We start from the raw sequence: 21,989 nt of genomic DNA, 5'->3' as shown, positions 1-21,989 counted from the left end.
ACTTTCGTCTAGTTTGCCAAGGGAACGATGACGCTTTCGGTCGGGACGACCGTGGCGCCGGGCCGCACCATCGGATTGGCGAGCCCGGCGGTGATGACCTGATCCTTGGGATCGAGGCCCGAGAGAATGACGCGCAACCCCTTATGCAGCGGACCGAGCGAGACCGGCTTGGGGATCACTTTGTTGTCCGGCGACACGGTCATGACCACCTTGTTCGTCTGGTCGGAAGCGATGGCCGCGTCGGGGATCAGAAGCGCGGCGAGATCGCCGCCATTGACGCGCACGCGCCCGAAGGCGCCGGGGGTAAGAAAGAAATCCTTGTTGTCGAGCACGGCGCGGGCGCGGATCGTGCCCGAACGGGCGTTGAGCTGGTTGTCGAGGAAGTCGACCATCCCCATGCGCTTCCAGTCGGTCTCGTCAGACAGGCGCACATAGGCCGGCGTCTTGCCCTTCTGCCGGGGCGCGCCGCTGCGGGAATAGTGCAGGAAATCCGATTCGGAAACGTCGAATTCGAAATGGATCGGGTCGAGCGACACGATCGTGGTGAGCAGCGTCGTCCCCGCCTGCACGAGATTGCCCACGTCGATGCGCCGGTCCGAAACGCGTCCGGCGATGGGCGCGCGCACCTGCGTCCATTCGAGATTGAGCTCAGCGTTGCGCAGCGAAGCCTCGGCGCCGAGAAGCTGGGCGCGCGCCGAATCGGAGCCGCCGCGGCGCTGATCCATGTCGCGCTTGGTGATCGTGCCGCCGCTGACGAGCGTTTCGCCGCGCGCCAAGTCCTTCGAGAGCATCGCGGTCTGCGCCTGCATACGGGCCACCTCGGCCCGGGCGCTGTCGACGGCGATCTGATAGGGCCGCTGATCGATGGTGAAAAGCAGGTCCCCGGCCTTCACGATCTGACCGTCCGTGAAGTGGATCTTCTCGACGGCGCCGGAAACGCGCGGACGGACTTCGACATGCTGAACCGGAACGAAGCGGCCGGTATATTCGTCCCAGCGCGGCACGACCTCGGCGAGGGGATGCGCGACCGTGACGCTTGGCGCCGGCGGCGCGGCCGGCGCCCCGTCCTGCGCGCTGACGCCGTGCCGGGCGACGGCGGCGGCGATTAAAGCAAGGAGGCCAAGCGATAGCCACGCGAAGCGGGGAGAAGCGCGAAGCCGCGTCCAATCCATGAGTATTCTCGTGTGAGAGGGAGGGAACGGACTCAAAACCGTTCGTCGGCTCAAACTAGGGCAGAGTCGCTGTCCAGTCTACAGAAACAGGCCGCCAATCGCATCGAAGCTAAGCTGCTGTCTCCTAAGATTTAATCAGCCATTCCCGCAAAAGTTTTATTGTTGAGGTCTCGGCAAGAGCTGGACTTGTTTACAATATGTGGCATTGTCGCCCTCGCGTCGGCATGGCTTGCGCTGGGGAAATGCACTTCCCAGTTGCAATTCGCCTGACCGGCTGTCTCGCGGGGGACGGCCCCGCTGTGTTGGAATACGAAGTTCCTCTGGAGGAGAGCTGATGAAGAAACTGATATTCGCGATGGCTTTGACGGGTGCGCTCGCCCCGTCGCTGGTCCAGGCGCAGACGGTGAAGATCGACATGAGCAAGATCACCTGCGGCGAGGCGCTCGCCATGCCGAGCGATCTGCAGAGCGACTTCGCGGCTTTCATGAGCGGCTTTTTCTCGCAGAAGGCCGGCCGCACCTTCATCGACGTCGAACTCTTCCAAAAGAACGTCGCCAGCGTGCTGAGCTGGTGCGCATCGAACAAGGGCGAATCCGTCTTCGCCGGCCTCGAGCGGGCCTCCCAGCAAAAGTAAAGAGAGATCGGGGAAAGATTATGAACGCCAAGCTGATTTTCGCCGGCCTCTTCGCCGCCCTCGTCCTCGCCGCGCCCGCCAAGGCGCAGACGACGCTGGAGATGGCCGACATCACCTGCAAGGACTTCTCGGGCTATGCTCCCGACCGTCAGGATTTCGTGTCGAACTGGATGCGCGGCTATTTCATGGCCCAGAAAAATCTCACGGTCATCGACTCGCGCTACGTCAAGCGCAACAGCGAGAAGATCGTGCGCTACTGCAAGAAGCTTCCGAATGCGAAGCTGATGAACGCGGTGGAGAAGAACGCCCGCTAAGCGACGAAGCCCGGCCCAGGGCCGGGCTTTTCCTCACGGCGGCTGGCGGCGCCGGGCTCACAGTTGCGAGGGGCGGCCGGAGACGCGTTCCTCCGAAAGACGATGATGGATTCGCGCTCGGTCCCGGGTCGGCTCACCGGCCAGGGAACAGTCAAGGTCAGGAATATTTCGGCGATCCCGGAGCTTCTCGCGGAGGCCGGCGCCGATCTCGCGGCTTTGCTCGACAAGGCCGGCCTGGAGAAAGATCTTTTCTCCAACTCGGAAAATCTCGTCAGCTATCGGGCCGCCGGCCGGCTCATCGAGCAATGCGCCCTCGCTACTGGCCTCGAAGATTTCGGGCTATGCGTGGGGATGCGGCAATCCGCTCCTATTCTGGGGCTCGCCGGCTATGTCGGCGCCAATGCGCCGACCGTGCGTCAGGCGCTCGAGACCATGACGGGCTCCCTGAAACTTTCCGATACAGGGGGCAGCGCGAGCCTCGTTGTGGAAAGAGGCTACGCCGCGCTCCGCTGGATCGTCACCGAGCCGGACGTCCCTGCGATCGACCACATCGACGATCTGGCCGTCGCGGTCATTTTCAACATTCTGAACGGCCTCTGCGGAAGGCAGTGGCGCGCGGCTGAGATTTGCCTTACACGCGAGCGTCCCAGAAACACAGCGCATTATCTGCAATTCTTCGACGCGCCCGTCCGGTTCGAAACGGACGTCTCGAGCGTGATGTTCGAAGAAAGATGGCTCGACCAGCCTGTTCAGGGCCGCGATTCCCAGCTTCACGAGATCCTGTCGCCGCTCCTTGCGCAGGCGCTCGAGGAAAAACGCGCGAACTTCAAGGACAGGCTCTGCGACATCCTGCGAACGCAGATATTGGGCGGGGCGCTTACGCCGGACCGCGCCGCAGCCACGCTCGGGATCAGCGTCCGCACGCTCTCCCGGCGTCTTGCCGATGAGAATGTGACTTTCTCGGAGCTCGCTCAGCTCGTTCGCTTCGAGGTCGCGCAGCGGATGCTGCGGTCGGGAAAGAGCCTGTCCGACATTGCCGCGACGCTGGGCTATTCCGACCCCACTGCCTTCATCCGCGCCTTCAAGCAATTTACGGGCATGACGCCCGCGCGCTGGCGGCGCAGCCTTTGACGAGATGTCAGCGCGCCGCAAGCAAAGCCTGTTGCAAAAAAGCGACAGGAAGCGTTTTTCGGTCATGAAACTCGGCCTTTGGCGCGGAATGACAACTTCATGGCATCAGCTATCGGTTGGCTAGAACGGATCGATGCTACCCAGAGTATGTCAAACGCTTTCGGCTCCCCAAGCTTACCGCCGAAACAAGCGTAAGGAAGTTATGATGAAGAAACTCGCCTTGATCGCCGCGGCCTCTTTCGCCGCCGGCTCCGCTTTCGCAGCCGACCTGCCGTCCCGCAAGGAGGCTCCGGTCTATGTTCCCCCGCCCCCGCTGCTGACCTGGACCGGCTTCTACGCCGGCGTGAACATTGGCGGCGGCTGGAGCGCCAACAGCGTCAACCCGAACAGCCTCGCTCCGTACGCGAACAACGTCACGGGCGCGATCACCTTCCTGCCGGGCAACGTCTCAGGCGGCAACACCGCCGGCGGCGTCATCGGCGGCGGCCAGATCGGTTATAATTATCAAATCGGCGCGTTCCTGGTCGGCGTCGAGACCGACTTCCAGGGTTCGAGCATGAACTCCGGCGGCGCGAACAATTTCGCCGTCTATCCGGGCGACGGCGGGGCGCTGGGCCCGCTGGGCAGCCTCTGGGTTCCGCTCACCTCGGGCGGCAATAACGGCGTCGCCCTCAACTGGTTCGGCACCGTTCGCGGCCGCGCCGGCTATCTGATTACGCCCACCCTGCTCGCCTACGCCACGGGCGGCTTCGCCTATGGCGGCCTGTCGGCCAACGTCAACGGTTACAGCAACACGCGCACCGGCTGGACCGTCGGCGGCGGCGGCGAGTGGATGTTCCTGCCCAACTGGTCGGCCAAGGTCGAATATCTCTACACCGACCTCTCCGGCGGCGGCTCGACCGGGACCTTTGGATGGAACTGGGGCTACCACCGTCACCCCAGCTATCACGTCGTCCGCGCCGGCGTGAACTATCACTTCAACTGGGGCTCGCCGGCTCCGGTCGTCGCGAAATACTGATTCTTGCGGGGCGGAGCCAGCCACCCGCCTTGCACGGATCAGGGGAAGCCCGGCCTTGCGCCGGGCTTTTTCGCTTGACGCCCGTTCGAAAGCGCAAGTCTTTCTATGTCAATTATTACGCTGACGATCGATCGGCCGAAGCTTACCGCCGAAGACGAAAAACGGCTGATGAAAGCAAGCCGCGACAACACGATCAGCGAATAGGCCGCGCGTTTTGCTGGAATGACGGGCGGCGACAAAAATCGCCGCCGCCTTTCGCGTGTCCTCGCGGCAACATCGCGCGGAAATTTCGATACCCTTGCAATTGCGCTCCCATGCGCGCTTGCCGGCTGTCGAGAGTCATGCCAGCGATAAGCGATCGCGCCAGCCGGCCAGCGGGAGCGATCCACGGCCCTCCTGTCGTTACGGGGCCGCGCGCTGACGCGTAAAAGAGAGAGATTGTGATGCGTGCGCCCGCGACCGGTTTGGTGAAAGGCTTTCCGCTCGGGCGGCTTGCGGTCTTGTCGCTCATCGCGCTCTCCGCCTGCTCGTCGATCGCGCCCCGCACGCCCGTTCCCGCCGCCGAGCGCAAGCACACAAGCGTTCTTGGCCTCCCCAACGCCCGCTTCTTCGTCGATCAGCCGGCGGCGATGTCGGCGGAGCAGGAATTGTCTCTCGACCGCGAGGCGAAGGCCCTCGGCGTTCCCAAAGGCGGCCTTCTGCCCACGGCCCATGTCCTGTCGCTTTCCGGCGGCGGCGACAACGGCGCCTTCGGCGCCGGGCTTCTCTCAGGCTGGACCAAGCATGGCGACCGCCCGACATTCAAGCTGGTCACCGGGGTCTCGACGGGAGCGCTGATTGCTCCCTTCGCCTTTCTGGGGCCCGAATACGACGCCGCGCTGACCGACGTCTACACCAATATCAACCCCTCGAAAGTTTACGAAAAGCGCTTCGTCCCCTACGCGGCTCTCGCGCAGGATGCGCTTTCCGACAGCGCGCCGCTCTACGACACGATCGCGCATTATCTCGACGAGACGATGCTGTCCCGCGTCGCCGCCGAATATCGCAGGGGCCGTCTTCTGCTGATCCAGATGACGGACCTCGACGCCGGCCGTCCCTCCATCTGGAATATTGGCGCGATCGCGGCGAGCGGCGACCCGCGCGCGCCAGACCTCATCCGCCACATCCTTCTGGCGTCCGCCTCGATCCCTGCGGCTTTCCCGCCCGTGATCTTCGACGTGGAAGCCGACGGCAAAGCCTATCAGGAAATGCATGTCGACGGCGGCGCAGTCAGCCAGGCCTTCCTGGTGCCGCCCAGCCTGAACACCCACGTCGCGCTGGAGCGCTCCGGCTACAAGCGCAAATCGTCGGTCGCCTATATCATCCGCAATTCACGGCTGACGACCTCCTGGAGCGATGTCGAGCAGACGACCCTTCCCATCGCCGAGAAAGCGGTCTCGACGATGATCAACTATAACGGCGTGGGCGATCTCTATCGAATGTATCTGGTGACGCAGCGCGTCGGCTCCGCCTTCAACGTCGCTTATGTCGAGGAGGACTTCCAGGCTCCACATCCCGAGGAGTTCGACCAGACCTTCATGCGCGCGCTTTATCGCTACGCCTACGACAAGGCGTCGAAGGGCTATCCCTGGGAGCACGCCCCTCCGGGATTCCAGGCGAAAAGGTGAGGCGCGGCGGGGGCGCGATTTAGCGAACGCCGCCCTGGATTCGAGACAGAAAAGATCCCCTGGGCCGGCGCGGGAGTCCAGGAGGGCCTGCTTAAAGTCGGTCTGGCGGAGGGGGCGGGATTCGAACCCGCGATACGGTTTCCCGTATACACACTTTCCAGGCGTGCGCCTTCAACCACTCGGCCACCCCTCCATTGGCGCGCAATATATTCATGACGGCCAAGAACGCAATGCGAAGGCCAAATAAAAACACAAGGGGCAGACCCCGCCGAAATCGACGCGAATCTGGGGAAGAAAACTCCGATCTCGGCCCTCGCGCCGATCCGCGCTTGATCGAACGCCGCCCATCATGCTAATGGCGGCGCACCACGAAGCTTTTGGCCCATGGGCCGAATCGGCGCGCCGCGGAGAGGTGGCTGAGTGGTTGAAAGCACCGCACTCGAAATGCGGCATACGGGCAACTGTATCGGGGGTTCGAATCCCTCCCTCTCCGCCACTTCAGAACAGAACTGCGAACGCCGGGCGTGGCCGGCTTTACGCTGGCCGCGGCAGTCAGCGTCTGAAGCAGATTGCTTTTCGAGCCGATGATGCGGACCTCGCGGTCAGCGACCTCGACGCGCTGGGCAAGCGCGCGGAGGTGGTCGCGGCGGTAGCCGCCGCCGTCGATCCTGATCCGCTCGCGTGCCGTCCTGGCGAACCTCTGGACCATCTGCGGTGTGATCACCTGTTGGCCTGACGTGTCCAGCATCGCGGCGGCCCGTGCGGCGTCGGCTTGAGCCTGGTCGCGGATCGCCTTGAGGCTCGCGACGCGCTCCTTCAGCGCCGGGTCGTCCAGATCGGCGACGCCAGCCTCGATGGCGTCATAGAGCCGCTTGAGCCGCAGGTCGGTCTCAGTCGCCCGCTTGTTCAGCTCGGCGATATGCTCGCGACGGCGCTCGGCGCGTTCCTGCCGGCGGTCGAGGACGGATGCCAGGACTTCCTCGAGCCGCTCCGGTTGTAGCAGCCGGTCGGCAATATGCTCGGCAACGAGGTTATCGAGCTTCTCCATCGGGATCGAGCGGCCCTTGCAGCCCGCTTCGCCTTGCCGCGCCTTTATCGAGCAGGTGTAGTAGCGATACCGCCCTCCCTTCCCGGTCCTGAGCGTCATGGCGCCGCCGCAGTCGGCGCAGAAGCAGATGCCGGTAAGGAGGGTCGGGCCGCTGACGATGCGCGCCGGCGTGACCTTGGGATTGCGAGCGCGCAGATGCGCCTGCACGGCGTCGAATGTCGCCTGATCGATCAGCGGCGGCACCTCGACGGTGACGATCTCGCTGGCGGGCTTCAGCGTCTTGTTCTTGGCGCGCTTGTTGAACTCGTGGCGGCCGGCATATGTGGTCCGCGTCAGGATTCGGTGAACCTGGCCGATGCCCCAGCGTCCGCCGTCGCGGGTGAGGATGCGGCGCCGGTTGAGGTAGGCCGCAATGTTCTTGACGCCCATCGGGCCGCCCGTGCTATCGCCCTCCAAGGCGAGGCGATAGATCAGCCGCACCGTGTCGGCGTGGAGCGGATCGATTTCCAGCTTCTTCTTGACCTTCGCGCCGCGCTGCTCGGCCGCGACGACGCGATAGCCGATCGGCGGCAGCGAACCATTCCAGAAGCCTTGCCGGGCGTTCTCCTTCAAGGCGCGCAGAACGTGCTTGGCGTTCTCCTTCGACTGGTATTCGTCGAACAGCGCCATGATCTGCCGCATCATGACGTGCATTGGATCGTCGCCCATCTCCTGGGTGATGGAGACGAGCCGGACGCTGTTCTTCGCCAGCTTGCGGACGTAAAATTCCAGTTCGAAGTGGTCGCGGAAGAACCGGCTAAACGAGTGGACGATGACGATATCGAACGGTGCGGGCTTGCTCGTGCCCGCTTCGATCATGCGCTGGAATTCGGGGCGTCGGTCATTCGTGGCGGATGCACCGGGCTCGACGTAGGTCTCAACAAGCTGATAGCCGCGTGCGGCGCAGTACGCTTCGCCTTGTCGCTTCTGATCGGGAATCGAGACATCGTGCTCGGCCTGCCGCGCCGTTGAGACGCGCAGATACAACGCGGCGCGCAACGACACGGTCATTGCCATTGTCCTCTCAGATCACCGGCTCGGACCGAACAGTTCATCGAAGAGATCGCCGAGCCATGACTCGAACACGTCCACCTCGGCTTGCGTGACCGGGACGAGCTCCGGCCAATCGTCCGTGACAGTCCACGCCGACAGGTCGTGCTTCGCCAGCCGACCGATGCGCGGCCAGGGCTCGATCTGAATGTAAAGGTCATCGGGCAAGATGCCTAGGCTGGCGCGCGGTCGAGACATCCCGATAGCGTCGCGCCGTGCGCCTCTGTGGTGAACGACCGATCTCTATCCCGCAGCATCCTTCCTCCTCCCGGCCGTCCGGCGGCGCTGGCGGATGGCGGTTTCGGTGTTGATCTAATTGAGATTTCGGCCGAAACGTATGGCAAGTGTGTTCCGGCGGATGGCCGAAAAGCTCAACCATTCCAATCCACTGCGCGCGCCGGATGGCGTCGCTTTTGCCTTGCCGTCCAAAATCAGGGCTCGTTTTCCCCGGCGTCAACCAACTTTAATGCCCAACTCGTAGCCAAGCGCAGTTCACCAATGGTGGAATATCGCGGACGGCGGCATAGTCGCTGCCGCCTATCGAAAGAGGTTCGAATTGACGGACGACACGGAAACTGACGCTGAAGCCGGCGCGCCAAAGAGGTTCGACGTCGAGCTATTCATCGTCCATCCGACGCTGGACCCGGCAGAAATTAGCACCGCACTTGGATTGGACGCGGAATTCTCACATCGCGTCGGAGACCAAAGGAAGACGCCAAAAGGCACGCCCCTGGAGGGCAAGTATCGGGACACGCGATGGAGACATAGCCGGCGCCACGAAACTCCGGACCAGTGGTTTGCCGATAAAGTAGCGGAGTTGCTCGGCCGCATTGAGCCACACAGGGAATTTCTCAAGAAACTGAGAGCTACCGGCGGAAGGGCCTGTATGATTGTGCAGTTCCTCGGGGACGGATATTTCGGGGATGAAATTCCGCAGGAAACTCTAACAAAACTGGCTGATTTGGAACTTGACCTTGGCATCGAATGCTTCACGGTTCCGCAACAAAGAGGCGGAATGAAGAACATTCAGGTCATCGATGGTGCCTTGAATTGTACTTTCAGCATCTTCCAGGCGACGGACGAGGAGTTCGCGCTCCTGTTTCGTGAACCTCAACAGGATATGCAATACTCCGAGGACTTGGCCAGTCTGCCACGACAGGAAGAGGTTGAAGCCGCTCTTCGCCGAATATGGGAGCGGCCCATCCGGAAGCAGGATACGCAAGGCATTCATGGGACGCTATTCTACGAACTCGAACGGTACAAAAGCTATTATCAGGCGAAGCGAGAGGATGCCGTTGAGCCTTCTGCAGTAAATCAGGCACAGCGTCGTCTGTTCGGGATCGCTAGGCCGGATCGCGAAGATTTAGGGGGATGACGCGGTGACAGATCCCGCCGCCAAGTTGGGCACGCCAGACCTAAAACTTGATGGGCTGCAGATCTGGGTTCATGGAAGGCAGTTCCCGGATGCGGCTGACTATTGGGACGGTAATTGGCTACGAGTGACGGCACATTGCGGCGGGAGCGGCGCGAGTGTGTTTGCGACCGGTTCAGTTATTCATCTTTCAGAACTCGATCGATGGCTGGTCGAATCAGAAGAGCTTCTGAAGAACCTGAGTGGCGAAGCAAAGCTCGCGTGTATGGAACCAGCCCTCTCGGTCACTCTCAAGTCTGGATCGCTTGGCCACATAACAATGGAGGTGTCCATCACGCCCGACCATATGAGACAGCGCCATTGGTTTCAGTTTGAGATAGACCAGAGCTATCTACCGCCCTTTGTGAAGCAATGCCAATCGATCTTGGAGGCATACCCGATCAAAGGCAGCCGCGATCGGTGATGCCGCGATCCGATGGCGAGGCTGTCATAGGGCTATGGCGTAGACATAGTGCTCATCATCGTCGGTCGTGGCCCGCCACAAGCTCAACAAGAGCCTGATCTTAGAAGAGCTTCTGCAGGCCGCTCTTAGGCGGTTTCTCCACTGATACAGAACGCTGGGCCGGAACGGGGGCGTTGTTGGCCACGACCCCCCGTCGTGCGACGTGGCGTTACGGCTCCAATATCTACCCCTAGCGTCTTCTTCCTCGGGAAGGATTGCACAATTGGATTATTTTGCCCATTCGCTTCCGGATCGGCCCAAATCCGAATGGCAACAGCTTGTCGAACACCTCTGCTCGACGGCGGATCGCGCCAGCCGGAATGCGGAGAAATTCGGCGCCGGCCGCGCAGCGACACTTGCCGGCCTGCTTCACGATCTGGGCAAATACAGTGCGGAATTCCAAAAGCGGCTCGAGGGCGGCGAGGCGGTCGATCACGCGACGGCGGGCGCAAGGGAGGCGATGGCTCTCGCCGCCCAGCCGCGCGACAAATTGATCGCCGAAATCGTCGCGCACGCCATTGCGGGGCATCACGCCGGCCTGCCGGACAGCGTCGGCGCGGCGTCGCTCGAGGAGCGCGTCGGAAAAAAGCTCCATGCGCTCGATCCCGTCTGGCGTGAGGAGATCGCGCCCGTCGCCGACGGCCTGATCAAACAGTCCTTCAAAGCCGGCGCGAGCAGGCAGACGCTTGCTTTTCAATTGGCCTTCTTCGGCCGAATGATTTTCTCATGCCTCGTCGATGCGGATTTTCGCGACACCGAAGCTTTCTACGACCGCGCCGAGGGCCGCTCCAGCCCGCGCGAATGGACGATCCTGCCGGATATTATCGATGCGTTGCGCGGCCGTTTCGACGAGCATATGGCGAAACTCGGCGCCCGTGCGGAGGCGACGCCCATCAATGCGCTGCGGGCGGAGGTTCTGGCGCATACGCGGAAGCAGGCGGACCTGCCGCGCGGACTCTTCACTTTGTCCGTACCGACCGGCGGGGGAAAGACGCTGGCGTCGCTCGCTTTCGCGCTCGACCACGCCAAACGCCACGGCATGGAGCGCATCGTCTACGCCATCCCCTTCACCTCGATCATCGACCAGACCGCGGCGATTTTTCGAAGCGTTCTGCAGGATGAGAATGACATCGTTCTGGAACATCATTCGTCAGTTGATGAAGAGCGTATCGATGACGAGGATCGCCGCCACGGGCGCGAAGCGCGCGAGAAACTGAAACTGGCGATGGAGGATTGGGCCGCTCCCGTCATCGTCACCACCAATGTGCAGCTGTTCGAAAGCCTGCACGCCGACCGCCCCTCGCGTTGCCGCCGCCTGCACAATCTTGCGAACAGCGTGATCATTCTCGATGAGGCGCAGACCATTCCGCTGCACGTATTGCGCCCCTGCCTCGCCGCGCTCAACGAACTCGCGCTGAATTACGGCGCGACCATCGTGCTTTGCACGGCGACCCAGCCTGCCGTGCGGAAGGTGGATTTCGAGGATGGGCTGGATTTGCCGCCCGAGCGCGAACTCGCGCCCGATCCCCAGCGGTTGCACAGACAATTGCAGCGCGTTCGCGTCGAGAAGCTCGGGGTTCTCGACGACGACGCGCTCGTCGGGCAGCTCGGTCAAACGTCGCAGGGCCTCGTCATCGTCAATAGCCGCGCCCATGCGCTGGCGTTGTATCGCAAGGCGCGAGACGCCGGGTTCGACGACGCCGTTCATCTCTCGACGCGGCAATGCGCGGCGCATCGGCGAGACATTCTTGCGCATGTGCGCGAGACGCTGAAGTCCGGAAAACCCTGCCGCGTCATCGCGACGTCGCTTGTCGAAGCCGGCGTCGACCTGGATTTCCCGCGCGTCTGGCGCGCCGAAGCGGGTCTCGATCAGATCGCGCAGGCGGCGGGCCGCTGCAACCGCGAGGGAAAACGCGAGATCGACGAAAGCATTGTCGGCATTTTTCAATCCCCCGATTTCCCGCCGCCGCGCGAGATCAGGCAGTTCGCCGACGATATGAGGCGCATTCGCCATTCCGACCTGCTCTCACCCGAAGCGATCCGCGAATATTTCGGCGAGGTCTATTGGCGTAAAGGCAAAAAAGCGCTCGACAAATTCGATGTGATGGACGCGTGGCTGCTCGCTTTTGACAAGCCGAATTTCAATTATCGCAGCATCGGCCGAAGCTTTCGCATGATCGAGAGCGGCATGACGCCGGTCATCATTCCCTGGGACGAGAAGGCGCAGGAAGCGGTGGACAATCTCGGACTCGAAGCGTTTCCATCTGGCCGGCTGGCGCGCCTTCTGCAACCCTGCATCGTGCAAACGCCGCCCTCCGCGCGGCGACTGCTCCTGGAGAACGGCCATGCCGCCTTCGTCCATCCCGAGCTGCGCGGCGATCAGTTCGCGGTGCTCCAAAGCCCCGGCCTCTACAAGCCGGATGTTGGGCTGCTGTGGGAGGACGCCGATTATCTTTCAGAGGAAAACTGGTTGATCGGGTGAGTCTAATGGAATTTCGAGCAATGAAAATTGTTTACAGGGTAATTTGGCCAAACGGCAAGGTCTACGTCGGCAGCGATCTGACCGACACGATCTCTTACTTCGGAAGCTCCGATCCAAGACTGATAGCCGCTGACTTTCCGACGCGATCAGCGCGCCGAGTGATGACTGTCACGCGCGAAATCCTGTGGGAGTCGAGCGCCGCCGCCGATTCCGAAGTCCGTCGCAAGGAAGTCGCGCTCATCAAGGCGCATCGCTCTAACGATCCTGCGATTGGGTACAATCGATTTCCCATGCGGAAGACCGTCAGAAAGCTGGATTATAAGGAGGTCTGAGCTTGTGTCCTACGGAATCCGTCTAAAAATCTCGGGCGATTACGCCTGTTTTACGCGTCCGGAGCTCAAGACCGAGCGCGTCTCCTATGATGTGATGACGCCCTCCGCCGCGCGCGGCGTTCTCGAGGCCATCCATTGGAAGCCGGCGATCCGCTGGGTGATCGACGCCATCCATGTGCTGGAGCCGATCCGCTTCGCGTCGATCCGTCGCAACGAGGTCGGCTCCAAGGCGCCCGCCGGCAAGATCGCCAGCGCGATGAAGCGCGGCTCCATTGAAGGACTGCATCTTCATGTTGATGAGGATCGCCAGCAACGCGCCGCCACCGTGCTGGTGAAGCCCGCTTATGTGATCGAAGCGCATTTCGACATGACGGCGCGGGCGGGCGCGGAAGACAGCGTCGGCAAACATCTCGACATGTTCAACCGCCGCGCCGCGCGTGGCCAGTGCTTTCACCAGCCCTGCCTCGGCACGCGCGAATTCGTCGCGCAATTCGAGCTTCTGCCCGCCGATGCGCCCGCGCCGCCGCCGAGCGCGAAGACGACGTCTCAGGGCTTCGGGACCCCGCGCGACCTCGGCCTGATGCTTTGGGACATCGACCACGCCGCGCCCGGACGGCCGTCCATGTTCTTCAACGCGCGGCTGGAGGACGGCGTGATGCGCGTGCCCCCGCCGGGTTCGCCGGAGATCCGCGGATGAGCATCCTCGCTTCGCTGGTCCAGGCCTATGAGCGGCTGCCGAACGCGCCGGCGCTCGGCTATTCGACCGAGAAAGTCGGCTTTGTCATATCGCTCGACGCCGATGGGCGCATCGCGCATCTTTCCGACCTGAGAATCGCGGACGGAAAAAGGCTGTCGCCGCGACCGATGCTCGTGCCGCAGCCGGTCAAACGCACAGTCGCGCCTGCATCCAATTCGCTTTGGGACAAGACATCTTATGCGCTTGGCGTGACGGCTGGCGAAGGCAAACGCACAGCCGAGGAGCACGTGAAGTTCGTCGCGCATCAAGAGGAATTGCTCGCGGGCGCAACCGATGAAGGACTCGCGGCCTTTCTTGCGTTTTTGCGAGACTGGAAGCCCGAGCGTTTCGCCGAACTCGGCTGGCCCGACGATCTGAAAGACCAGAACGTGGTCTTCGCTCTCGAAAGCGAGCGCCGAAACGGCGTTTATCTGCATGATCGTCCCGCCGCTAAGGAAGCGCTCGCGAGGATGACGAGCCACAAGTCAGGCTTGCCGCAAATCTGCCTGGTGAAGGGGAAGCCCGGCCCCGTGGCGCGCCTGCATCCGTCGATCAAGGGCGTTTGGGGCGCTCAATCATCCGGCGCCGCCCTCATTTCCTTCAATCTCGACGCTTTCAAGTCCTACGGGCACGAGCAGGGCGACAATGCGCCGGTCGGCGAATATGCCGCTTTCGCCTATACGACGGCGCTCAACCGCTTTCTCGAGCGCGGCAGCGGACATCGCATTCAGGTCGGCGACGCCTCCACGGTTTTTTGGGCCGACTCGCGCGATGCGGTCGCGGCGGCGAGCGCCGAGAGTCTGTTCCGCGAGATGATCGACCCGCAGACGCCCGAGGAAGCGGAGGCCGCCGCGGCCGAGGAAGAACAGGCCGCCAATGCGGGCGCCGCGCGACAGATCGCCGACAAATTACGGCGGCTGACCCAAGGCGAGCCCCTCACCGAGGTCGAGCCAGCGCTGGCCGACGGCGTGCGCTTTTATGTCCTCGGCCTCGCGCCCAACGCCGCGCGCCTCTCGGTGCGTTTCTATTTCGAGGGCGCCTTTGGCGAGCTGGCGGAAAATTATCGCGCCTATGCAAGGGACATTGCGTTCGAGCCCACGCCGTCCTATGCGCGCACGCCGTCCATCGCGCGCTTTGCGCTGCGCACGGCTCCAGCGATGCGCGACAGAAACGGAAAAGTGAAATTCGACGCGGACGCCGTTTCCCCGCTCCTCGCCGGCGAACTGCTGCGCGCCGTGCTCACCGGCGCGCGCTTTCCCGCTTCGCTGCTTTCAGTCCTGCTGATGCGCATCCGCAGCGACCATTATGTCGACCCGTTGCGCATCGCGCTCGTCAAGGCCGTCATCGTCCGCGCCATGCGCCTCAGAGGCGATCTTCCGCAGCGCGCCGATGGAACATATATGGAGGATTATCTCATGCGATCCGATCCCGATGATCCCGATCCCGCGCGGCGGCTCGGGCGATTGTTCGCCGTTATCGAACGCGCGCAAAGCACGGCGCTCGGCGACAATATCAACGCCACCGTAGCTGACAAGTTTCTCGCCGCCGCTTCGGCGACGCCGGGGCGCGTCCTGCCGAACCTCATTCTCAATGCGCGCAACCATCACATCAAACGGCTGAGGAACGGCCATGCGGACGCCGATTGGATCAAGGACGCGGAGCATGCGCGCAAAGTCGCGAATGGTCTCGACGCCAGGATCGGACGGCTCGTCGCGGCGTTCGAACGCTTTCCGATGCAGCACTCGCCCGAAGAGCAGGGACGCTTCCTGATCGGCTATTACCAGGAGCGCTGGGGCCGATCCGAGGACGCGGCCAAAGACGCCGATATTGACGACGATTTTGACGCTTCAGACAAGGAATGACAGCCGTGATCGCGATTCAGAACCGCTATGAATTCGTTTATCTCTTCGACATCGTCAACGGGAATCCCAATGGCGACCCCGATAGCGGCAACATGCCCCGGCAGGACCTCGACACCCAGCGCGGGCTCGTGACCGACGTCGCTTTGAAACGCAAGATTCGCAACTATGTCGATCTCGCGAAAGGAGGCGCGCCGCCTTTCGCCATCTACATGCAGGAAAAGGCCGTTCTCAATCTGCAACATCAAAAGGCATACGACGCCATTGGCGTAAAATCGGAAGCGAAGAAACTTCCGAAAGAGGAAGCCAAGGCGCGAGAGATCACGCGCTGGATGTGCGGCAATTTTTACGATGTGCGCGCCTTCGGCGCCGTCATGACCACGGAAGTCAACGCCGGACAGGTGCGGGGGCCCGTGCAGCTCGGCTTCGCGCAGTCTATCGACACCGTGGTTCCGCAGGAGATCACGATCACGCGATCCTCCGTCACCAATGAGAGGGACGCGGACAAGGAGCGCACCATGGGGCGCAAATATATCGTGCCCTATGGGCTTTATCGCTGTCACGGCTTCATCTCCGCCAATCTCGCCGGCGACGAGACCAAAGGCACGGGATTTTCGCAGGACGACCTCGACCTCTTGTTTGAAGCGCTCGCCAACATGTTCGAACACGATCGTTCCGCCGCCCGCATGGAAATGAATGCGCAAAAGCTGATCGTCTTCAAGCACGAGTCGCGCATGGGCAATGCGCCGGCGCAAAAGCTGTTCGATCTCGTCAATGTGAAATTGGCGGACGGCGTCGCGCTGCCGCGGCGTTTTTCCGACTATGTCGTGACAATCGATCGCGCGGCGTTGCCGAATGGCGTCGAAATCGTCGAGAAGTTCTGATGGATGAGACGCCCTCGGCGCAGCCTCAGCTTACCGAGGTCGACGACCCCGTCCCTCTATCCGCGCTCCAGCACGCCGTCTACTGCCTGCGTCAAGCGGCGCTGATTCACATCGAGCGGCTGTGGGAGGAGAACCGCTTCACCGCGGAGGGCCGGGTGCTGCATGCGGCGGTCGATCGTCAAGGACAACGCTACTCGCGCGGCGTGCGGCGCGTCTCCGCGCTTCCGCTGTCGTGTCGACGCCTGCAGCTCGCGGGCGTCGCGGATCTCGTCGAATATCACAAGTCCGAAGCCGGAGAGATTCCCTATCCGGTCGAATATAAGCGCGGAAAGCCGAAGCTCCACCGCGCCGACGAGGCGCAGCTTTGCGGGCAGGCGCTTTGCCTCGAGGAAATGACCGGCCTCTCCATTCCCGAAGGCGCGTTGTTCTACGAACAGACCCGCCGCCGCGTCGTCGTGCGTTTCGACGCGGAACTACGGACGCTGACTGAAAGAGTCGCGCGCGAGTTGCGCGAGATCATCATCGCAGGAGCCACGCCGCCCGCGCAATACGAAAAGCGGAAATGCGATCCCTGCTCCCTGATCGAGCTATGCCGTCCGAGGATTGCCGGACGTTCGGCGAAAGCCTGGAGAGATCGCGAGATCGACAAACTTCTGAACGAAGCGCAGGGCGGCTGAAGCATGAAGAAGCTGCTGAACACGGTTTACGTCACATCGGAGGGCGCCGCCCTGAGCAAGGACGGCGAGAACCTTGTTGTTCAGATCGACGGCGAAGAGCGCGCCCGCGCGCCATTCCACATGATCGCCTCGGTGGTGGCGTTCGGCGCCGTGCTGCTTACGCCGCCCTTGCTGCAGGCCTGCGCGGCCCGTGGAATAACTGTGGTATTGCTCGACCGGAACGGCCGGTTCCAGGCCCGGGTCGAGGGGCCGACGTCCGGAAACGTGCTGCTGCGTCGTCAGCAATATCGGGCGAGCGAACGACCGGAAGCGATCGTCAGGAGTTTCGTCGCCGGCAAGGTCGCGAATCAGCGCGCCGTTCTTCAGCGCGCATTGCGCGACTATGGAGAGGAAACGCAAATATCGGCAAAAGCGGCGATCGAAGCGGCGATCGCGCGGCTCGGCGGCATTCTCCGGAGCGTCCAGATATCCACGAGCGACGTGGACGCGCTGCGCGGCGCCGAGGGGGAGGCGGCTCAGCTCTATTTCGGCGTGTTCGCGCATTTGATCCGTTCTCCAGATCCCGCGATCGTTTTTCGCGGACGCTCCCGCCGACCGCCGCTCGACCCGATGAATGCGCTTCTTTCTTTTCTTTATGCGCTTCTCACGCATGACTGCCGCAGCGCGGCCGAGACCGTCGGACTCGATCCGGCCGTCGGATTTCTGCACAGGGACCGGCCCGGGCGCCCCAGCCTCGCGCTCGACCTTATGGAAGAGATGCGACCCGCTTTGGTGGACAGGCTCGCCCTCTCTCTGGTCAACCGTCGGCAAATCCGCATTCAGGATTTCCGGACGGAAGACAATGGCGCTGTCTTGCTGCACGATGAAAGCCGCAAGACGGTTTTGTCCGCTTGGCAGGAGCGCAAGAAGATCGAACGCCGGCATCCATTTCTGGACGAAACCGCGCCGCTTGGTCTCGCCCCGTTCCTCCAGGCGCAATTATTGGCGCGTCATCTGCGCGGGGATCTGGACGCCTACCCGCCCTGGTTCTGGAAATAATTTCATGCTGGTGCTCGTGACATATGACGTTCGAACGTCGGAGCCCGGCGGCGCGAAGCGCTTGCGCCGCGTCGCCAAGGCATGCCAGGATTTTGGACAACGCGTGCAATATTCGGTTTTCGAGATCGAAGTCGACCCCGCGCAATGGACGGCGTTGCGGGCGCGCCTCGAAGCCTTGATCGATCCGAAATGCGACAGCCTTCGCTACTATTTTCTCGGCGCGAACTGGCGTCGCCGGGTCGAGCACGTGGGAGCGAAGCCGGCCGCCGATTTCGACGCGCCGATCATTATTTAGCCTCTGCGCGCGACGTTGAATTTATAACGCCGTTTCCGTTTCGTCAGGGCGCGCGAACCGAGAGCGCGTCTTGGACCTTCGGAGGTTTCGCGCGGCGTACAAGCACATATTTTTGCGCGACAATTTTCTTCGGACGACTGAAGCGTCCCAAAATCTGCCGGGATCCACGGCCGGTTCGCGCAAAACTAGAACTTTCTGGATGGAGGTCAAAGAATTAGGATCGGGCCGTCGCGTCCTTCATGGGCGCGTGGATCGAAACGCCGTCAGTGCCGACTGGAAGCCCTTGAATGTGTGTCGCGTCCTTCATGGGCGCGTGGATCGAAACTTGATACCTCCGGGCAATGGGGGAAAATGCCGCGCGTCGCGTCCTTCATGGGCGCGTGGATCGAAACGTCTATCTCGCCCCCGAGATGAAGTAATCCGAGCGGTCGCGTCCTTCATGGGCGCGTGGATCGAAACGTTGTCGCCGACATGATCTGACCAGGAGTCGAGAGTCGCGTCCTTCATGGGCGCGTGGATCGAAACGCGTGCGTGGCATCAACGGGCATGATTATCTAGAGTCGCGTCCTTCATGGGCGCGTGGATCGAAACTGGCGCCGGAATGCGCCCGCCAGAGCGCGTAGAGTCGCGTCCTTCATGGGCGCGTGGATCGAAACGCCATTGCTGGTCAGAAGGTAGTTGGCGATCAGGTCGCGTCCTTCATGGGCGCGTGGATCGAAACTGTGTCGTGTTGAGCGCCATCCAGGCGGTCGTGTCGGGTCGCGTCCTTCATGGGCGCGTGGATCGAAACTGTTGTTTTGAGGGGGAGGGAGATGGTGTCTGAGGTCGCGTCCTTCATGGGCGCGTGGATCGAAACGAGGTGAAGCCGGCGAGCGAGTCCCGGGTCGACAAGTCGCGTCCTTCATGGGCGCGTGGATCGAAACGAGCGCCTGCCGCAAATCGTCGAAAAGACGCATTCGGGCGTCGCGTCCTTCATGGGCGCGTGGATCGAAACGGTGTGGATGTCGGACCATATTTCTTTGCCCTGGAGTCGCGTCCTTCATGGGCGCGTGGATCGAAACATGCGCACGTCGCCAACAGCGAACAGAAGAGTGCCGTCGCGTCCTTCATGGGCGCGTGGATCGAAACTTCTTGTTGCCGTCGAAATAACTGACCCGAGCTTGTCGCGTCCTTCATGGGCGCGTGGATCGAAACGCCACCTCGACGTCGAGCGTCTTGCCCGCCACGGCGGTCGCGTCCTTCATGGGCGCGTGGATCGAAACCGATCGCGATCGGCGCCAGGGCGTTGATGTTGGAGTCGCGTCCTTCATGGGCGCGTGGATCGAAACGGCATGGCGCTGCGCAGCAAAGGTGTGATCGTCGTCGCGTCCTTCATGGGCGCGTGGATCGAAACGCCTCGATGATCGGGGCGTAGCGCGTCGTGTCGCGTCGCGTCCTTCATGGGCGCGTGGATCGAAACGCAGAACGCCCGCTGATGCGTCTCGTGCGCGATGTCGCGTCCTTCATGGGCGCGTGGATCGAAACACGGTCTCGATGACGCGCTTGGCGTGGAGGAGCGAGTCGCGTCCTTCATGGGCGCGTGGATCGAAACTTCTCGCCGTGCTGGTCAACCAGTCCATGACGGTGGTCGCGTCCTTCATGGGCGCGTGGATCGAAACTCGTTGAAGCCTATTGCGTCGACGACGGCACCGAGGTCGCGTCCTTCACGGGCGCGTGGATCGAAACTCAAGATTCGCACCGGCGCCATGCCGGCTGACTGCGTCGCGTCCTTCACGGGCGCGTGGATCGAAACCGGACGTGCTGTTCAAAAGGACGTTGTAGCCGTAGTCGCGCCCTTCACGGGCGCGTGGATCGAAACGCCTCACTGGTGGCGTGGTCGGGTCGCGGCGCGGTCGCGCCCTTCACGGCCGCGTGGATCGAAACTGCGAGAGCAGGCCATGGTCGAGCTTGCTGAAGAGGTCGCGCCCTTCGCGGGCGCGTGGATCGAAACATTGTTGCGTCGAGCCAGCAGACCTGACTATCGGCCGTATGAAGCGCTTCAGATTCAAAAGCCGCCGGGGGGTTGAACGCAAGTGACCCTGCCCCAGGTTTTATGGTCTAGGCGCGATCAGCGCCCTCACCCTTCCCAGGGGTTTATGCGCCCAGCCCGGCCCTCAAAAGGACCGGGCTTCGCATTTCGAGAGGGAAGCGAGAAGCTCTCTTTTCGCGGTATCGATTGTCGCTCCGGCGAGCGCTTGCGAGATATCCAACGCTTGCGAATCCGCGCCCCCAGCGTAAGCTGGACTCGCTCCCTGCGCCCTCCCCGCCCTTGCAACCTTTTTTATTGTCAATAATTTGTAAATTGACCCTGGACCCCAGGGTCGCGCCACTTGGGGCGCCTAATCCCTGGTGCGTTGCCGATAAGGTGATCGCCGGGGATTTCGCTCGATACCGTCTGTCCTGACCAGATGTGAGCTTCCTATCGAAGAGGGCGAGCCAAGGAAAGCACAGGCCGTTTTGCGTCCAGTCTCCCTCGCGAGAAAAGAACGCGACGCCAATCGAAGAAACGGCTTGAAAAGCATTGGGGCGTCGTCATTCGCCGGCTATGCCAGGCGTGCGGCTTTATCGCTGCTGACGCCGCCCCTGTCGGCAAAGGTCAAAGTCCCGCGGCCCTACAGCACGATCAGGTTGTTTTCCCGCCGCTGACATTTCAGGTCACAAGGATCGAATGCTCCGTTCGCGCTTCGCGCCCGGGAATCATCCCGAACAAAATGGCCGAGCTTTCCCCACGAGCGTTTACATGCCGACGCGCTTTGGGGATATCCCGGCCACAGGCCAGGCGCGCGACCTGTTCGCAGACTATCCGGAACGCTCGCCCTCGTGCTTCGGAACGGCCGACCGGGGTGGCGCGCCTATTCAACAGCGGCCGGTTTCGTTTCAGACGTCCTCCTGGCAACTTGCGGATGCCCTGGAGCGCCTTAATTCTCGACTTCGTGCGCTCCCGTCGGATCGAGGCAGGAGACGAGTCATGACCTACGAACTTTACTATTGGAGCGGCATTCAGGGTCGCGGCGAATTTGTTCGCCTCACGCTCGAAGACGCCGGCGCGAACTATGTTGATATCGCCGCGCAGCCGAATGGCGACGAAAAGCTCTCGGCCTTTATGGAGAGGGACGGGCTCCGACGCCCGCCATTTGCTCCGCCGTTCCTTCGCAACGGAGACCTAGTGATCGGCCAAACCGCGGCAATCCTAATGTATCTCGGCGATCGCCTCGGGCTCGCTCCCACAGGCGAAGCGGAACGACTCTGGGCGCATCAAATCCAGCTTACGATCGCCGACATGGTTGGCGAGGCTCACGACACGCACCATCCTATCAGCGCTCATCTCTATTATGAGGACCAAAAATCCGAAGCCCTGCGCCGGGCGACGCACTTTCGTGAGCTTCGGATTCCAAAATATTTGGACTGGTTCGAGCGCATTCTGGCTCGTAACCCGCACGGCGACGCCTATCTCGTTGGCGGCGGCGCGAGCTACGCGGATCTGTCACTCTTCCAGCTCGTCGAAGGTCTCCTTTACGCCTTCCCGAACAAGGCCAAAGCGACGCTCGCCAAGGCGTCACGGGTTGCCGCGCTCCATCAGAGGATCGGGGCGCGCCCGCGAATCCAAGCATATATCGAAAGCGGTCGCCGTATTGAGTTCAATGAGCAAGGGATATTTCGTCATTATGGCGAACTCGATCCTTGATTGGGGCGACAGCTC

The 21,989-nt window shown here is 62.2% G+C and carries 18 protein-coding genes, 2 tRNA genes, 1 pseudogene and 1 CRISPR repeat array; of the genes and pseudogenes, 17 read left to right on the top strand and 4 right to left on the bottom strand.

Going from position 1 to position 21,989, the window contains the following annotated elements; all coding sequences use genetic code 11:
* Positions 1-8: 8 nt before the first annotated feature.
* The gene (locus ACNHKD_RS04780; protein ID WP_442755957.1) at positions 9-1,172 is read right to left on the bottom strand and encodes an efflux RND transporter periplasmic adaptor subunit; all 1,164 of its coding nucleotides are present in this window, start codon (positions 1,170-1,172) and stop codon (positions 9-11) included.
* Between the two features lie 334 nt (positions 1,173-1,506).
* On the opposite strand from ACNHKD_RS04780, the gene ACNHKD_RS04775 reads away from it, so the two are divergent.
* From ACNHKD_RS04775 to ACNHKD_RS04755, 5 genes are all read left to right on the top strand, one after another.
* Complete coding sequence (locus ACNHKD_RS04775; protein WP_442755956.1) at positions 1,507-1,806, top strand: HdeA/HdeB family chaperone; 300 nt, start codon at positions 1,507-1,509, stop codon at positions 1,804-1,806.
* Positions 1,807-1,826: 20 nt separating this feature from the next.
* A complete protein-coding gene (locus ACNHKD_RS04770) occupies positions 1,827-2,120 on the top strand; it encodes an HdeA/HdeB family chaperone (protein WP_442755955.1) in 294 nt (97 codons plus the stop codon).
* A gap of 102 nt (positions 2,121-2,222) precedes the next feature.
* Positions 2,223-3,251, top strand: coding sequence for an AraC family transcriptional regulator (locus tag ACNHKD_RS04765; RefSeq protein ID WP_442755954.1), 1,029 nt, complete (start codon positions 2,223-2,225; stop codon positions 3,249-3,251).
* Positions 3,252-3,456: 205 nt separating this feature from the next.
* Positions 3,457-4,269 (top strand): outer membrane protein, encoded by an 813-nt coding sequence (locus tag ACNHKD_RS04760; RefSeq protein ID WP_442756839.1) that lies wholly within the window; start codon positions 3,457-3,459, stop codon positions 4,267-4,269.
* A 443-nt stretch (positions 4,270-4,712) separates the two neighbouring features.
* The gene (locus ACNHKD_RS04755) at positions 4,713-5,936 is read left to right on the top strand and encodes a patatin-like phospholipase family protein (RefSeq protein WP_442755953.1); all 1,224 of its coding nucleotides are present in this window, start codon (positions 4,713-4,715) and stop codon (positions 5,934-5,936) included.
* A gap of 103 nt (positions 5,937-6,039) precedes the next feature.
* Here the strand turns inward: ACNHKD_RS04755 and ACNHKD_RS04750 are convergent.
* Positions 6,040-6,129, bottom strand: a tRNA-Ser gene (locus tag ACNHKD_RS04750).
* A 213-nt stretch (positions 6,130-6,342) separates the two neighbouring features.
* Here ACNHKD_RS04750 and ACNHKD_RS04745 point away from each other — a divergent pair.
* Positions 6,343-6,432 (top strand) — tRNA-Ser (locus ACNHKD_RS04745).
* Here the strand turns inward: ACNHKD_RS04745 and ACNHKD_RS04740 are convergent.
* A pseudogene (locus tag ACNHKD_RS04740) lies at positions 6,403-8,034 on the bottom strand (recombinase family protein); the annotation flags it as partial. The gene ACNHKD_RS04745 and the pseudogene ACNHKD_RS04740 overlap by 30 nt on opposite strands.
* 18 nt (positions 8,035-8,052) lie before the next feature.
* Positions 8,053-8,241, bottom strand: a complete 189-nt coding sequence (locus tag ACNHKD_RS04735) for a hypothetical protein (protein WP_442755952.1) — start codon at positions 8,239-8,241, stop codon at positions 8,053-8,055.
* A 388-nt stretch (positions 8,242-8,629) separates the two neighbouring features.
* On the opposite strand from ACNHKD_RS04735, the gene ACNHKD_RS04730 reads away from it, so the two are divergent.
* From ACNHKD_RS04730 to ACNHKD_RS04680, 11 genes are all read left to right on the top strand, one after another.
* Entirely contained in the window at positions 8,630-9,448 is an 819-nt protein-coding gene (locus ACNHKD_RS04730) for a DUF4279 domain-containing protein (RefSeq protein WP_442755951.1), read from the top strand.
* A 4-nt stretch (positions 9,449-9,452) separates the two neighbouring features.
* Positions 9,453-9,908: a WapI family immunity protein gene (locus ACNHKD_RS04725; RefSeq protein ID WP_442755950.1), complete on the top strand. Its 456-nt coding sequence runs from the start codon at positions 9,453-9,455 to the stop codon at positions 9,906-9,908.
* A 262-nt stretch (positions 9,909-10,170) separates the two neighbouring features.
* The gene (cas3, locus tag ACNHKD_RS04720) at positions 10,171-12,429 is read left to right on the top strand and encodes a CRISPR-associated helicase Cas3' (RefSeq protein WP_442755949.1); all 2,259 of its coding nucleotides are present in this window, start codon (positions 10,171-10,173) and stop codon (positions 12,427-12,429) included.
* A 20-nt stretch (positions 12,430-12,449) separates the two neighbouring features.
* Positions 12,450-12,761, top strand: coding sequence for a GIY-YIG nuclease family protein (locus tag ACNHKD_RS04715; RefSeq protein ID WP_442755948.1), 312 nt, complete (start codon positions 12,450-12,452; stop codon positions 12,759-12,761).
* A 4-nt stretch (positions 12,762-12,765) separates the two neighbouring features.
* Entirely contained in the window at positions 12,766-13,458 is a 693-nt protein-coding gene (gene cas5c, locus ACNHKD_RS04710; RefSeq protein WP_442755947.1) for a type I-C CRISPR-associated protein Cas5c, read from the top strand.
* Positions 13,455-15,359, top strand: a complete 1,905-nt coding sequence (cas8c, locus tag ACNHKD_RS04705; RefSeq protein ID WP_442755946.1) for a type I-C CRISPR-associated protein Cas8c/Csd1 — start codon at positions 13,455-13,457, stop codon at positions 15,357-15,359. Before cas5c ends, cas8c begins: the two co-directional genes overlap by 4 nt.
* 5 nt (positions 15,360-15,364) lie before the next feature.
* On the top strand, positions 15,365-16,240 hold the full coding sequence (gene cas7c / locus ACNHKD_RS04700; RefSeq protein WP_442755945.1) for a type I-C CRISPR-associated protein Cas7/Csd2: 876 nt from the start codon (positions 15,365-15,367) through the stop codon (positions 16,238-16,240).
* Entirely contained in the window at positions 16,240-16,917 is a 678-nt protein-coding gene (cas4, locus tag ACNHKD_RS04695) for a CRISPR-associated protein Cas4 (RefSeq protein WP_442755944.1), read from the top strand. The genes cas7c and cas4 overlap by 1 nt, the downstream gene beginning before the upstream one ends.
* A gap of 3 nt (positions 16,918-16,920) precedes the next feature.
* On the top strand, positions 16,921-17,955 hold the full coding sequence (gene cas1c, locus ACNHKD_RS04690; protein WP_442755943.1) for a type I-C CRISPR-associated endonuclease Cas1c: 1,035 nt from the start codon (positions 16,921-16,923) through the stop codon (positions 17,953-17,955).
* 4 nt (positions 17,956-17,959) lie between these two features.
* Entirely contained in the window at positions 17,960-18,250 is a 291-nt protein-coding gene (gene cas2, locus ACNHKD_RS04685; protein WP_442755942.1) for a CRISPR-associated endonuclease Cas2, read from the top strand.
* Positions 18,251-18,477: 227 nt separating this feature from the next.
* Positions 18,478-20,240: direct repeats of the CRISPR family, unit length 32 nt; unit sequence GTCGCGTCCTTCATGGGCGCGTGGATCGAAAC.
* 1,017 nt (positions 20,241-21,257) lie between these two features.
* On the top strand, positions 21,258-21,974 hold the full coding sequence (locus ACNHKD_RS04680; RefSeq protein ID WP_442755941.1) for a glutathione S-transferase: 717 nt from the start codon (positions 21,258-21,260) through the stop codon (positions 21,972-21,974).
* Positions 21,975-21,989: the final 15 nt, after the last annotated feature.

Source organism: Methylocystis sp. JAN1 (genome assembly GCF_052186135.1).
GTDB lineage: Bacteria > Pseudomonadota > Alphaproteobacteria > Rhizobiales > Beijerinckiaceae > Methylocystis.
This window is presented reverse-complemented; position numbering and strand designations above follow the sequence as displayed.